The following is a 13,270-nucleotide window of genomic DNA, read 5'->3' as shown; positions in this document are numbered from 1 at the left end:
CACCTGGACGTCCGTTCAGGTTCCCCTAACCTCCTCGCCTGAAGCCCAGTGCGCTCGTTAGGGGACCCACCGAATGTCCGTCCGCTCCAGATTCGTTCGCCGCCGACTGATCCCGGTGCTCGGCGCCTCCCTGGCGCTGGCACTGGCCGGGACGGCGATCGCCGTGTCGGTTCCGCTGTCGCCCGATCCCACCGACCCCGGACCGCCGACCGATCCGGTGTACGGACTCGCGGGTGGTTGCTACGCCCTCGCGTCGGACACCAACCCCGGCTTCGTGGCCCGCGACGGTGACGGCTACCGCGTCGGTGCCGATGCGGCGGGTGCCGCGAAGTTCCGGATGCACGCCGCGCAGCTCGGCCGATTCCTGTTCTACGGCAACGACACCGCGCTCATCGCGGGCGAGTCCGGCCGGGTGTTCGCGGCGCCACAGCCCACGCCCGCCACCGATTGGACGTTCACGTTCACCGACGGCGCCTACACCGCGACGTCGATCGTCGACGGTCAGCAGTTGGGCGTGAACCGCGCCGACGGCCGACTGACGGTGACCGCTCCCGGGCAGGATCCGGAGGCCGGACGATTCCGACTCGAACCGGCAGACGGCTGCGCCGACTTCCCCGAGGTGGAGATCGGCGCCCGCGGAGCTCCGCTCGTCTCGTCCCCCGAAGAGGTCCGTGGCTTCATCGACGCGCACGTCCACATGAACGCCAACGAGTTCATCGGCGGCGAGATCCGTTGCGGCGAGCCCTACTCGCCGCTCGGTGTCACGGTTGCGTTGCAGGACTGCGAGGACCACAAGCCCGACGGCCTGCCTGCCGTGCTCGAGAACGTGCTCTCGCACGGTGACCCCTTCCGATCGCACGACACCACCATGTGGCCGAGCTTCGCGGACGTGCCGTCCTACGACTCGATGACCCACGAGCAGATGTACTACCGCTGGGTGGAGCGCGCGTGGCGCGGCGGTCTGCGGATCCTGACGAACCTGCTGGTGTCGAATCGTGTGCTGTGCGAGCTGTATCCGCTACGCAGCAATTCGTGCGACGAGATGGAGACCGCCCGGATCGAGGCCCGGCAGGCGCACGAGATCCAGGACTACGTGGACGCGCAGTACGGCGGTCCCGGCCGTGGCTGGTTCCGCATCGTCAGCACCCCCGAGGACGCCAGGGCGGTCGCGGCGGCGGGCAAGCTCGCCGTCACGCTCGGCATCGAGATCTCCGAGTCGTTCGGATGCGGCGTCCGCAACGGTGTCCCGCAGTGCACCGAGCAGGACATCGACGCCGGCCTCGACGAGCTGTACGCGATGGGTGTGCGGCAGGTGGTCCTGACACACAAGTTCGACAACGCCTTCGGTGGCGTCCGCTTCGACGAAGGGATCACCGGGATCGCGGTCAACATCGGCAACTTCATCGGAACCGGCGAGTTCTGGAAGGCCGAACCGTGCACCGGCGTCGCGACGGACAACCCGATCGGGAACGTCGACCGACCCACCGCCGAGTTGACGAAGTCGCTCCCGCCCGGCGTCACCGTGCCGATCTACCCGACCGGTGATACCTGCAATGCCCGCGGTCTGACACCACTCGGCGAGTACGCGATCCGCGGCCTCATGCAGCGCGGCATGATCGTCGACGTCGATCACATGGGCGTCAAGACCGCCGACTCGGCGCTGAAGATCCTCGAGGACGCGCGGTACTCGGGTGTCGTGTCCAGCCACGGCTGGACCGACCCGTCGAACTACCCGCGCATCTACCAGCTCGGCGGCTTCGTGGCGTCGTATGCGGGGCCGTCGGAGAACTTCGTCGGTGAGTGGCGCTCGGCCCGCGAGGATCGGGACGACGACTACTACTTCGGGTACGGATTCGGCGCGGACACCAACGGGTTCGGCGCGCAGCCGGCGCCGCACAAGGACGGGACGCGGGGCGTCGAGTACCCGTTCACCACATTCGACGGCGGCACGGTGATGGAGCAGCAGCGCGCGGGCACCCGCACGTTCGACTTCAACACCGACGGCCTGGCGCAGTACGGCATGATCCCCGACTGGATCGAGGACATGCGCACCTACGCCGGCAAGGACGGCGACCAGTTCATCGACGACATGTCCCGCGGGGCCGAGGCGTACCTGCAGATGTGGGAGCGCGTCGCTCGATAGAGGCTGCGGTGGCCGCCGCGTTCACCCCTCACGCGGCGGCCACCGCGATCACCTGCGACAGCTCTGGGGTCAGCGCATGCCCTTGACGCGGCGCCCGATCTCCCGGGTGACCTCACGCTCGGCGGTGCGGCGCGCCAGGTCCTGGCGCTTGTCGTAGTCCTGCTTGCCCTTCGCGAGGGCGAGCTCGACCTTGACCTTGCCGTCCGAGAAGTACATCGACAGCGGCACCAGCGTCTGGTTGCCCTCACGGGTCTTGCCGACGAGATGTTCGATCTCCCGCTTGTGCAGCAGCAGCTTGCGGGTGCGGCGCGGCGAGTGGTTGGTCCACGTGCCCTGCGTGTACTCGGGGATGTGCAGCGCGCGCAGCCACACCTCGCCGTCGTCGACGGTCGCGAACGCGTCCACCAGCGAAGCCTTGCCCTCGCGCAGGCTCTTCACCTCGGTGCCGAGCAGCGCGACGCCCGCCTCGTAGGTGTCGATGATCGTGTAGTTGTGTCGCGCCTTGCGATTGGTCGCGATGACCTTGCGGCCCTTCTCTTTCACGTGCGGGCCCTCACCGTCGTCGATCCGCTGTCAGCTCTGCACTGACCTGTACTGGTACGACTCCAGCATAGGAGCCCATGCAAGCCGATTAGCTATCGCGCCCGTCCCTGACATAGAGGCGCAGCGCGATGTACGCGGTGATCGCGGCCATGCCGGCGCCCACGATCACGACGAACGGCGCCACCAGGAGTACGTCGCTGTTGGACACCCGCGCCACGATGTTCGCGTCGTAGATGTCGTCGAGAACGTTGTCGATGAACAGGTTCTTCGCGCCGAACAGACCCGCGATGGCCAGCCCCGCACCGATGAGCGATGCGACGACGGCCTCGAGCAGGAACGGCAACTGCGTGTACCAGCGGGTGGCGCCGACGAGTCGCATGATGCCCACCTCGGTGCGACGGGTGAGCGCGGCCACCTGAACCATGTTGGCGATCAGGAAGATCGCGGCGATCGCCTGCACGATCGCGATCGCGAAGGCTGCGTTGCGGATGCCGCCGAGCACGCTGAAGAGCCGATCCACCAATTCCCGCTGGTTGAGGATGCTGTCGATGCCCGGCCGAGCCGAGAAGTCGGCGTTGATGTACATGAACTGGTCGGGATCGCTCATCTTGACCTTGAACGAGGCCGGGAAGCTCTCCGCGCTGACCAGCGATGCCAGTTCCGGGTTGTCCTTGAACACGCGGTCGGTGGCGTCGGCGACGGCGTCGTCCTGGTTGAGGTACTGCACCGCGACCACCCCGTCGGTGCTCTCGAGATCGGCGCGGATGCCGCGGCAGAGGTCCGCCGCGCAGTCCGGATCGGACGTCGAGATGTCCTCGGTGAGGAAGAGCTGCACCTCGACACGGTCGAGGAAGATCTGCTGCGTCTTGTCGGCCATCTGCACGACGAGCAGGCCGCCGCCGAACAGTCCCAACGAGATCGCGGTGGTGAGGATCATCGCGACGGTCATCGAGAGGTTGCGGCGCAGGCCGGTGAAGACCTCGCTGAAGATGAAGCTGGCACGCATCGGGGAGGGGGTCCTTACGTCGTCAGGTCGAACGGTTCGGCTGGGTTGTAGGACGTCGGGCCTAGCGGCCGACGGCGTACACGCCCCGTGCTTCGTCTCGCACCACACGGCCGAGGTCGAGCTCGACGACGCGGCGGCGCATCGAGTCCACGATGTGGTGGTCGTGCGTGGCCATCAGCACGGTGGTACCGGTGCGGTTGATCCGCTCGAGCAGCAGCATGATGTCGGCGCTGGTGTCGGGGTCCAGGTTGCCGGTGGGCTCGTCGGCGAGCAGCACCAGCGGACGGTTCACGAAGGCGCGGGCGATCGCGACGCGCTGCTGTTCACCGCCGGACAGCTCGCCGGGCAGGCGGTCGGCCTTGCCCGACAGCCCCACCAGCTCGAGCACCTCGGGCACCGTCCGCTCGATCACCGAGCGGGGCTTGCCGATCACCTCGAGTGCGAACGCGACGTTCTGCGACACCGTCTTGCTCGGCAGCAGGCGGAAGTCCTGGAACACGCAGCCCACGCTCTGCCGAAGCTTGGGCACCTTGCGGCCCGACAGCTTGTTGACGTGGAAGTCGGCGACGTGGATGTCGCCGGAGGTGGGCGCCTCGTCCTTGAGCAGGAGCTTCATGAACGTGCTCTTGCCGGAGCCGGACGGTCCGATCAGGAAGACGAACTCGCCCTTGTCGATCTCGACGCTCACCTTGTCCAGGGCGGGCCTGGTGGAGGCCTTGTAGAACTTGGAGACATCCTTGACGCTGATCACAGGGAGCCAGTCTAGCCGTTATCTAACGGTGACCTTGGGTAACGACGCGCCCCGGATCGAGCAAGCGTCAGCCCTGCGGCGTCGGCGCCGTCGTCGTGGCCTCGCCCACCGGGTTCTGGTCCTGGTTCAGCTCCGGCGTCTGCGTACCTGCCGACGACTGCGACGAGGAAGTCGGCGCACTCGTCTCGGTTGTCGTCTGGCGGCCAGCGCCCGGCGTGGTGGTGGAGGTCCCCGACTGCTGGCCGGGCCGAGAGGTCCCGGTGGACGTCTCCGTCGCCGTCTCGGAGGACGACACCGACGAGGGCGCGGTGGTGGTGGTCGAAGGCTCCGCGGACGACGTGGCCGGTTCCGGGACCGGCGCCGCGGGGCTGGGTTCGCTCACGGCGGGCACATGGTTCGTCGTCGCCGGCTCGACCGGCGGGTTGAGATCCGCGTTGAGCATCGCCAGGCCCAACCACAGCAGACACATGACGACGGTGGTGGTACGCATCCTGCCGCCGAACAGCTTGCGGGGAATCCGCTTCCACAGCAGCGACACCTTCTCCTGCGGGCTCATGCGTCGTCACCTCCGACCACGGGATCGGTCTCGAGTTCGGCCGCGACCGTGATTCCGGCCCGGCGCAGCGCCGTCACGACCCGGACTCGCAGCGCGCGGCCCACTTGGAACTGCTTGCCAGGCAGGGTCCGAGCCACCATGCGCACGCTCACCTGGTCCACTGCAAGGCTCTCGACACCCATCACCGACGGGGTGTCGAGCAGCAAGGGCCGCAGGCTCTTGTCCTCGTACGCGTCGACACCCACCCGGTGCAGGATGTCGTTGACGCGATTGATGTCGGCGGTGGCCGGGATCGGCACGTCCACGACGGCCCGCGCCCAGTCCTTCGACAGGTTGACGGCCTTCACGATCTGCCCGTTGGGGACCGTGATGACCTCACCATCGGCGTTCCGCATGCGGGTGACCCGCAGCGTCACGTCCTCGATCACGCCCTCGGCGTCCGTGCCCGACCCGGTGATCGCAATCTGGACGGTGTCGCCGAAGCCGTACTGCCGCTCGGTGATGATGAAGAATCCGGCGAGGATGTCCTGCACCACGCGCTGCGCGCCGAAGCCCAGCGCGGCACCGAGCACCGTGGCCGGGGCCACGAGGCTTCCGATGGGAAGACCCAGTTGGTTGAGCACCTTCATCGCGGTGATCACATAGATGATCGTGATCACCACCCACGTGATGACCTGCGCCACCGAGTGCCGATGTTTGGTCGCCTCGGACCGCACCAGGGCGTCGCCCTGCTGGTAGTTGTCGTCGATGCGCTGCGTGATGCGACCGCCCGCCCAGTTCACGAACCGGGCGAGGATCAGCGCACCGAGGATCGTCAGCGCGATGGGCAGTCCGGTGACTTTCAGCCACTCGAGCAAACGGTCGTACGGGGTGAACGTCAGGGCGAGATGTGTGGTCTGCATACGTCCTAGGCTTGGGTTTCGCTCATACGCCAGCGGATGCCGGCCTCGATGAATCCGTCGATTTCACCGTCGAGCACGGCCGACGGGTTGTTGACTTCGTACTCGGTGCGCAGGTCCTTGACCATCTGGTACGGGTGCAGGACGTACGAGCGCATCTGGTTGCCCCACGAGCTGCCGCCGTCGCCCTTGAGGGCGTCCATCTCGGCCCGCTCTTCCTTGCGCTTGCGCTCGAGCAGCTTGGCCTGCAGGACCCGCATCGCCGAGACCTTGTTCTGCAGCTGCGACTTCTCGTTCTGACAGGTGACGACGATGCCGGTGGGGACGTGTGTCAGGCGCACCGCCGAGTCGGTGGTGTTGACCGACTGGCCGCCCGGGCCGGACGAACGGTAGACGTCGACGCGGACGTCGTTCTCGTCGACGTCGATGTGGTCGGTGGTCTCCACGACGGGGAGAACCTCGACCTCGGCGAACGACGTCTGGCGGCGGCCCTGGTTGTCGAAGGGGCTGATACGCACCAGGCGGTGCGTGCCCATCTCGATCGAGAGGGTGCCGTAGCTGTAGGGGGCCTTGACGGCGAAGGTGGCGCTCTTGATGCCGGCCTCTTCGGCGTAGGACGTGTCGTAGACCTCGACGCTGTAGCCGCGCTTCTCGGCCCAGCGGATGTACATGCGCATCAACATCTCGGCCCAGTCCGCGGCGTCGACGCCACCGGCGCCGGCGCGGATGTTGACGAGCGCGTCACGCGCGTCGTACTCGCCCGACAGCATCGTCTTGACTTCCATCGCCTCGATGTCGGTGCGCAGCTGGGCGCGCTCCGCATGGACGTCGGCGACGGCGTCCGGGCCTTCTTCCTCGGCGAGCTCGTAGAGCACGCCCATGTCGTCGAGCCGCGACCGCAGCTCCTCGACACGGCGCAGTTCGGCCTGCGCGTGCGACAGCTGGCTCGTGACCTTCTGAGCGTGCTCCTGGTCGTTCCACAGCTCCGGATCGGACGCCTGGTGTTCGAGTTCGTCGATGCGGCGGCGCAGCTCCTCGACGTCGAGAACCTTCTCGACCGTGGTCAGAGTGGCGTCGAGCTCGTTGAGGTCAGCGGAAACGTCAGGATGCACAGTTATCCAGGCTACCGGGTGTATCGACGGGTTCGGCGTTGCACCGGCCACATGTGCGACCGATCGAGGCTGCACCGACCGTGCAGTAGCGTCGAATCCGTGACCGATCTCGAACTCGCCCTGCGTCTCGCCGACGAAGCCGACACCATCACCCGCGCCCGGTTCGGCGCGCTGGATCTGAGGGTGGACTCCAAGCCCGACCTCACGCCCGTCTCCGACGCCGACCTGGCTGTCGAGCGTGCGCTGCGTGCGGTGCTGGGCGTCGAGCGTCCCGGCGACGACGTGCTCGGCGAGGAGTTCGGCGGCCACGCGAAGTTCGCGGGACGCCAGTGGGTGATCGACCCGATCGACGGCACCAAGAACTTCGTCCGCGGCGTCCCCGTGTGGGCCAGCCTGATCGCACTGCTCGAGGACGGTGTCCCCGTCGTCGGCGCCGTGAGCGCGCCCGCGCTGAACCGCCGCTGGTGGGCGTCGGCCGGGGAGGGCGCGTGGACGTCGTACGACGGCGGCGACGCCCGCAAGCTGTCGGTATCCGCGGTCGCAGACCTGGCGTCGTCGAGCCTGGCGTTCTCGTCACTGTCCGGGTGGAAGGACCGCGGGATCCGCGATCAGTTCGTCGATCTCACCGACGACGTGTGGCGCATCCGCGGCTACGGCGACTTCTTCTCCTATTGCCTGCTCGCGGAGGGCGCCCTCGAGATCGCGGCCGAGCCCGAGGTGTCGTTGTGGGATCTGGCGCCGCTGGACATCCTGGTGCGCGAGGCCGGCGGTCGGTTCACGAGCATCGAGGGCGCCGACGGCCCGCACGGCGGCAGCGCGGTGGCCACCAACGGACGGTTGCACGACGAGGTCCTCGCCCGCCTGCGGTCGCGCTAGCACCGAAGTAGCACGGCGTCGCGGCCCGCACAAGGCCCACGGGTAGGACTCTCCGGTCGTACTCACCGGCCCCAGGGCGGGGGTTTACTCGTCGCTCGCCACGAAGACTGGATTCAGGCAGAAATTCGCCGCAGTCTTCGAGGAGCACAGTGACGCACATATCCCGCCGGTCCTTCCTGATCGGCCTCGCCGCCGTCCCACTGGCCGCGTCCGCCGGATGTGTGGCGGCGCAGTCGAGCCCCCCAGCACCGGGCGCCGCACCGACCGGGAAGTTCACGCGCGCCCTCCCGATCCCGCCGCTCGCGGACTCGACCGTGGACGCCGCGGGCACCCGGCACTTCGCACTCACGGCCCGCACGGGGAACTCCGAGCTGTTGGCCGGGAAGAGCACTGCGACATGGGGTTTCAACGGGTCCCTGCTGGGGCCGACGATCCGGGCCCGACGCGGTGAGGCCGTCGCGTTCACGATCGAGAACGCACTGCCCGAGCCGACCACCGTGCACTGGCACGGCATGCACGTGCCGGCCCGGTACGACGGCGGCCCGCACCAGGCCGTCGAGCCGGGAGCGCGGTGGGAGCCGACATGGACGGTGAATCAGCCGGCCGCGACGCTCTGGTACCACCCGCACCCGCACGGCTCCACCGAAAAGCACGTCTACCGGGGGTTGGCGGGTCTATTCCTCGTCGACGACGACGTCACCGACGGGATCGACCTCCCGAAGAACTACGGGGTGGACGACATCCCCCTGATCGTCCAGGACAAGCGCTTCACCTCCGACGGCGCGCTGGACGAGTCCGACCCCACCGACGTCGGACTGCTGGGCGACACCATCGTCACCAACGGAATCTCGGGCGCCTACCTGCCGGTGACCACCGAACTGGTCCGGTTGCGCATCCTCAACGGTTCCGGCGGCCGAACCTACAACCTCGCGTTCTCCGACGACCGCGAGTTCCGACTGGTCGCCACCGACGGCGGTCTGGTGTCCGAGCCCACTGCCCTGCGGCGGCTACCGCTCAGCCCGGGTGAACGCGCCGAGATCGTGGTTGCGATGCGCGGCGGCTCCGACGTAGTGCTGCGCTCCGTTCCCGCCGACGACCACGGTGGGCTCGACCGCGCGGCCGCCGCGCGATTCGGGTTCACCGATACCGTCGACATCGTCGAGTTGCGTCCCGAACGCACCCTCGGCCCGTCGCCCGGCCTGCCGTCGACCCTCGCGCCGATCGCTCGGCTGGCCCCGTCGACGGCCGTCACCGAGCGCGACTTCGAGCTGCAGTGGTTCATGATCAACGGCGCGCGGATGGACATGAACCGCATCGACTTCTCTCCCACCGTCGACACCACCGAGATCTGGACGGTCCGTAACGTCGACAACTGGCCGCACAACTTCCACGTCCACGACGTCCAGTTCCTGGTCGTCGACATCGACGGCTCCCCGCCGCCCGCGCACCTGTCCGGCTGGAAGGACACCGTCTACACCCCGCCGGGACAGCAGATCCGGCTGGCGCTGCGTTTCACCGAGTACACCGATCCCACCATCCCCTACATGTTCCACTGCCATCTGTTGCTGCACGAGGATCAGGGCATGATGGGACAGTTCCTGGTTCTGGAACCCGGCGCGACACCGCGCCCGATGCAGATGGGTACGAGCGCGCCCGCGACCGCAGGACACGGCGGTCACGGCGGGTAGTCCGGCGAGAGGTACATGTAGATGACGGATCCGAACGAGGTCGACTTCGCCCACACGGATGCGGCCGACCGGAAGCGACGCGAGAAGGCGACCGAGCTGGCCCGATACATCTGGGAGCGCGCCATCAGCGGCGCCGAACTCCTCGACCTGCCCGACGCGCAACTGCGCAAGCTGGCGCGGGAGGCGAGCGTCAATCCGCCGAGCACGCGAGAGACCTGGACGGTTGTCGCGGAACAGCTCGACGAGAAGTCGCGCTGGGCTGCGGCGCATCCGGGTCATCCGCGGGCGACGCCGGCGCATGCGGACGAGAAGATCATGTGGGTGAAGCGGCCGATCCAGCCCTGGAGCTAGCCCCGCTAGAGAGTGGAGCCGAATCCCGGGCTACACGGACCCACCGGCCTCGCCCGCAGGATCTGCGTCGCCCGCGACCGGGACGCGTTGTACTCGAACCATGCCGGCTCGTCGCGGACGCCGATACCGATGCCGTTCAGTGCGCACGACCGCACCGGTTCGGGTAGGCGGTCGAGCGCGGGCACGGCGTCGACGGACAGGCCGCGCGCGTACTGGACGTCGATGTCGCCGGTGTCGGCGTATCGCTTCACGTTCTGCTCGGCGATGTAGCCGTCCGGATTGATCGCGGCGAATCCGAGCAAACCCACGGAAGCCGACACCAGTACCGCCCGCGGCAGCCACCGCGCCGACATCCGAATCCCGGCCGCGAGCAGCAGCACGAACACCACGCCCAACCACAGCTCCGCCGCCATCACACCCAGACGCAACCGGGTGAAACCGAACTCGTTCTCGTACAGCGCCATCCGATGCACGGCCGACGCGACGACGACGAGCGTCAGTACACACAGCGCGCCCAGCAGCACCCGTGCCGATACCCGGTCCCGCGCGTTGCCGCGGTCCACCTTCCGAACCGCCACGGCAACGACGATCAGCGTCAGGACGGTCACCGCCGCGAGTTGCCAGAAACCCTGCCGCGCGTAGTTCGCGTACGTAAGTCCGGCGGTGTCCCGGACGTGCCGGTCGCCGCCGAACAGCACCCGCACCTGCACCGCGACGAAGCCGGCGAACAGCGCATCGAGCAGCACCAGCGGTACCACCCACTCCCACCGCGCGATCGGACGACCGCCGCCCGGCGCAAGGGCGTCGAATGTCGGGGGCCGCCGCCGCAAGTAGGCAGCCGCCAGTGCGGCCACCGCGACGAAGCACCCGACGAGCAGGCGTCCGACCGGGTTGCTCACCCGTACATCGGGAACCACGGAGTCGAACATCCGGCCGAACTCCGGGTCCGCGCTCACGAACAGTGAACCGAACAGCGCCACCAGCGCCACACTGATCGCCGTCACGCCGATCACCCGTCCCGGCTTGACACCGCCGCCCATGCTCAGCCGGCTTCGGCCCCGCTCCACCCAGCCGACCAGCCGTACCGGTGTGAGCCAGAGCGCGACGGATGCGAGCGTGAGTCCGGTCCACGTCCAGCCTCCAACCAGCGCAACAGATCCCACCACCCAGCTCGCCACCACACACAGCACGATCAGCCATTCGGCTCCGCGGACGGCCGCCACCGCGAGCAGGGCGAGCGCGCCCGCGACAGCGGCGAGCTGGAGCTGTGTCGGACGCGGACGCACGGTGGCGAAGGCAGTGACCGCCACCGCAGCCCCGGTCAGCAGGTACGCGATGCTCACCACCGATGTCTGCAGGATCAGGGTCGCGATCGCGCCCGCCCCCAGCGCCGCGACCAGCGTCGCTCGCGGGACCATCGTCGTCCGGTCGCGGCGCCACACGTCGCGCCGCCAATGCCACAGGCCGTCATCCGAAGTCGTCTCCCGCGGGCTCGTCGTCGGTGCGGTCATCATGTCCTCCTCGTCCATGCCGGCCGTCGATGGGCAGGCGTCATCACGGGGCCGGTCGGAATGGTCCGGCCCCGAAGGGATATCGATCGTGAGTGCGGTCTAGCTCTGCGGCAACGCCACTCGGATGCAGCAGCCGTCGGACGTGTCGAGAACTTCGATCCGGCCGTCGTGCAGCTCCACGGCCCAGCGGGCGATCGCGAGCCCGAGCCCGGTCCCGCCGTCCTGTGCGCCGCCACGCGCGAAACGTTCGAACACCCGTGAACGGTCGGCGTCGGGGATTCCCGGGCCGTCGTCGTGCACGTCCAGGATCAGCTCGTCGGCATGCGGGTCGGCGCGCACGCGGATCCGGATCCACACGGGCGAATCCTGCGAGCCGTGCCGTGCCGCGTTGTCGACGAGGTTCGCGATCACCTGATGCAGACGCGCGGTGTCCGCCACCGCGCGCAGCCCCACCGGGGCGACGTCGATGTCCACCCGCAGCGGCCGCTCGGGGCTGGACGCCTGCACGATCACCTCGTCCAGGAAGGGCTCGATCTCGAAGCTGGCTCGGCGCAGCGGGACCGCACCTCCCTCGAGCCTGGACAGGTCCAGCAGATCCGCGACCAGGCTGCCCAGCCGCTCGGTCTGTGCGAGCGCCGACACCATCGTCGGCCGGTCGGCGGTCGCAACGCCGTCGACCACGTTCTCGAGCACCGCCTGCAATGCCGCGATGGGCGTGCGCAGTTCGTGCGAGACGTTGCCGATCAGCTCACGGCGGTACCGATCCTCGGCCTCGAGATCCTCGGCCATCTGGTTGAACGCCACGGCCAGTTGGCCGATCTCGTCCCGCGATGTCGACCGCACCCGGCGCGAATAGTCGCCGGTCGCCATCGCTTTCGCCGCCGCGGTCATCTCCCGCAGCGGCGACGTCATGCCGTGCGCGAGCACCTGCGTCACCACCAGCGCCGCAACGAGCGCAGACAGGAGGGCGAATCGGAACTGCCACTGCGACGTGAGCCAGAACGTCAGTGACGCGAGCAGTAGCGACGCGACAACCAGCAGCCCGGTCTTGACCTTGAAGGAACGGAAGGGGTCGAGGGGACGCGGCCAGCTCATCGCGGCACCTCCAACGCGTAGCCGACGCCGTGCACCGTGCGGATCAGGTCCCCACCGAGCTTGCGACGCAACGCCTTCACGTGACTGTCGACGGTACGACTGCCGGCCGCGCCGCCCCAGCCCCACACCTGTTCGAGCAGGGTTTCACGAGCGATCGCCGCACGCGGCCGAGATGCCAAGTGAACCAACAGGTCGAACTCGGTGCGCGTGAGATGAACCTCGACTCCCGCGACCCGGACCAGGCGGGCGCTCAGGTCGACCGACACCTCGCCGAGCACCAGGAGATCGGCGTCTGCGGCGCGATCGGCCCGACGCAACAACGCCGAGACCCGCGCAACCAGCACCCGCATGCTGAACGGCTTGCTCAAGTAGTCGTCGGCGCCCACCCCGAGTCCGATCACCATGTCCGTCTCGTCGGCCCGCGCGGTCAACATCAGCACCGGGACGGGGCGGGACGCCTGAATGCGCCTGCACACCTCGAGTCCGTCGAAGCCGGGCAGCATCACGTCCAACACCACGAGATCGGCGCCGAACGCCTCACACTCCGACACTGCGGTCGGCCCGTCGAACGCGATCCGCACGTCGTACCCCTCCGCGCGCAGTCGCACGGCGATGGACTCCGAGATCGTGCGTTCGTCGTCGACGACGAGCACTCGGCGCTGGCTGGCTCGATCGGGCTTGGTCACACACTCGACTGTATGGGGCGGTTGTGTGGATGCCCGGCAGGAGTTGTGAAGGT

At 68.3% G+C, this 13,270-nt stretch carries 13 protein-coding genes; 4 read left to right on the top strand and 9 right to left on the bottom strand.

Annotated elements, in window-relative coordinates; translation table 11 throughout:
• Positions 1 to 73 precede the first annotated feature (73 nt).
• The gene (locus C8K36_RS03820; RefSeq protein ID WP_107983069.1) at positions 74 to 2,143 is read left to right on the top strand and encodes a membrane dipeptidase; all 2,070 of its coding nucleotides are present in this window, start codon (positions 74 to 76) and stop codon (positions 2,141 to 2,143) included.
• A gap of 69 nt (positions 2,144 to 2,212) precedes the next feature.
• Here C8K36_RS03820 and smpB read toward each other — a convergent pair whose 3' ends face one another.
• From smpB to prfB, 6 genes are all read right to left on the bottom strand, one after another.
• Entirely contained in the window at positions 2,213 to 2,686 is a 474-nt protein-coding gene (gene smpB, locus C8K36_RS03815; RefSeq protein WP_107983068.1) for an SsrA-binding protein SmpB, read from the bottom strand.
• A gap of 88 nt (positions 2,687 to 2,774) precedes the next feature.
• Positions 2,775 to 3,692, bottom strand: a complete 918-nt coding sequence (gene ftsX, locus C8K36_RS03810) for a permease-like cell division protein FtsX (RefSeq protein ID WP_107983067.1) — start codon at positions 3,690 to 3,692, stop codon at positions 2,775 to 2,777.
• Positions 3,693 to 3,753: 61 nt separating this feature from the next.
• A complete protein-coding gene (ftsE, locus tag C8K36_RS03805) occupies positions 3,754 to 4,443 on the bottom strand; it encodes a cell division ATP-binding protein FtsE (RefSeq protein WP_107983066.1) in 690 nt (229 codons plus the stop codon).
• A gap of 67 nt (positions 4,444 to 4,510) precedes the next feature.
• The gene (locus C8K36_RS03800) at positions 4,511 to 4,999 is read right to left on the bottom strand and encodes a hypothetical protein (protein ID WP_107983065.1); all 489 of its coding nucleotides are present in this window, start codon (positions 4,997 to 4,999) and stop codon (positions 4,511 to 4,513) included.
• The gene (locus tag C8K36_RS03795; protein WP_107983064.1) at positions 4,996 to 5,901 is read right to left on the bottom strand and encodes a mechanosensitive ion channel family protein; all 906 of its coding nucleotides are present in this window, start codon (positions 5,899 to 5,901) and stop codon (positions 4,996 to 4,998) included. The genes C8K36_RS03800 and C8K36_RS03795 overlap by 4 nt, the downstream gene beginning before the upstream one ends.
• Positions 5,902 to 5,906: 5 nt before the next feature.
• A complete protein-coding gene (gene prfB, locus C8K36_RS03790; RefSeq protein ID WP_107983063.1) occupies positions 5,907 to 7,010 on the bottom strand; it encodes a peptide chain release factor 2 in 1,104 nt (367 codons plus the stop codon).
• A 99-nt stretch (positions 7,011 to 7,109) separates the two neighbouring features.
• On the opposite strand from prfB, the gene hisN reads away from it, so the two are divergent.
• The 3 genes from hisN to C8K36_RS03775 all read left to right on the top strand — a co-directional run bounded on the left by hisN (position 7,110) and on the right by C8K36_RS03775 (position 9,925).
• Positions 7,110 to 7,886, top strand: coding sequence for a histidinol-phosphatase (gene hisN, locus C8K36_RS03785; RefSeq protein WP_258195013.1), 777 nt, complete (start codon positions 7,110 to 7,112; stop codon positions 7,884 to 7,886).
• Positions 7,887 to 8,035: 149 nt separating this feature from the next.
• A complete protein-coding gene (locus C8K36_RS03780) occupies positions 8,036 to 9,574 on the top strand; it encodes a multicopper oxidase family protein (protein WP_107983061.1) in 1,539 nt (512 codons plus the stop codon).
• Positions 9,575 to 9,595: 21 nt separating this feature from the next.
• Complete coding sequence (locus tag C8K36_RS03775; RefSeq protein ID WP_107983060.1) at positions 9,596 to 9,925, top strand: hypothetical protein; 330 nt, start codon at positions 9,596 to 9,598, stop codon at positions 9,923 to 9,925.
• A gap of 5 nt (positions 9,926 to 9,930) precedes the next feature.
• Here the strand turns inward: C8K36_RS03775 and C8K36_RS03770 are convergent, their stop codons facing one another.
• From C8K36_RS03770 to C8K36_RS03760, 3 genes are all read right to left on the bottom strand, one after another.
• Positions 9,931 to 11,436 (bottom strand): DUF4153 domain-containing protein, encoded by a 1,506-nt coding sequence (locus C8K36_RS03770; RefSeq protein WP_107983745.1) that lies wholly within the window; start codon positions 11,434 to 11,436, stop codon positions 9,931 to 9,933.
• A 99-nt stretch (positions 11,437 to 11,535) separates the two neighbouring features.
• Entirely contained in the window at positions 11,536 to 12,531 is a 996-nt protein-coding gene (locus C8K36_RS03765; protein WP_107983059.1) for a HAMP domain-containing sensor histidine kinase, read from the bottom strand.
• Positions 12,528 to 13,184 carry a response regulator transcription factor gene (locus C8K36_RS03760; RefSeq protein ID WP_107983058.1) on the bottom strand — a complete coding sequence of 219 codons (657 nt, stop codon included), beginning with the start codon at positions 13,182 to 13,184 and terminating at the stop codon, positions 12,528 to 12,530. The genes C8K36_RS03765 and C8K36_RS03760 overlap by 4 nt, the downstream gene beginning before the upstream one ends.
• Positions 13,185 to 13,270 lie beyond the last annotated feature (86 nt).

This window comes from Rhodococcus sp. OK519, assembly GCF_003051005.1.
Lineage (GTDB): Bacteria > Actinomycetota > Actinomycetes > Mycobacteriales > Mycobacteriaceae > Prescottella.
Note: the sequence above shows the minus strand (reverse complement) of the source record. Positions and strands in the feature narration are given on the sequence as shown.

Coding starts and splice junctions, on each gene's coding strand:
- C8K36_RS03820 (WP_107983069.1), top strand. CDS start 74: ATGTCCGTCCGCTCCAGATTCGTTCGCCGCCGACTGATCCCGGTGCTC.
- ftsX (WP_107983067.1), bottom strand. CDS start 3,692: ATGCGTGCCAGCTTCATCTTCAGCGAGGTCTTCACCGGCCTGCGCCGC.
- C8K36_RS03800 (WP_107983065.1), bottom strand. CDS start 4,999: ATGAGCCCGCAGGAGAAGGTGTCGCTGCTGTGGAAGCGGATTCCCCGC.
- C8K36_RS03795 (WP_107983064.1), bottom strand. CDS start 5,901: ATGCAGACCACACATCTCGCCCTGACGTTCACCCCGTACGACCGTTTG.
- C8K36_RS03775 (WP_107983060.1), top strand. CDS start 9,596: ATGACGGATCCGAACGAGGTCGACTTCGCCCACACGGATGCGGCCGAC.
- C8K36_RS03770 (WP_107983745.1), bottom strand. CDS start 11,436: ATGACCGCACCGACGACGAGCCCGCGGGAGACGACTTCGGATGACGGC.
- C8K36_RS03765 (WP_107983059.1), bottom strand. CDS start 12,531: ATGAGCTGGCCGCGTCCCCTCGACCCCTTCCGTTCCTTCAAGGTCAAG.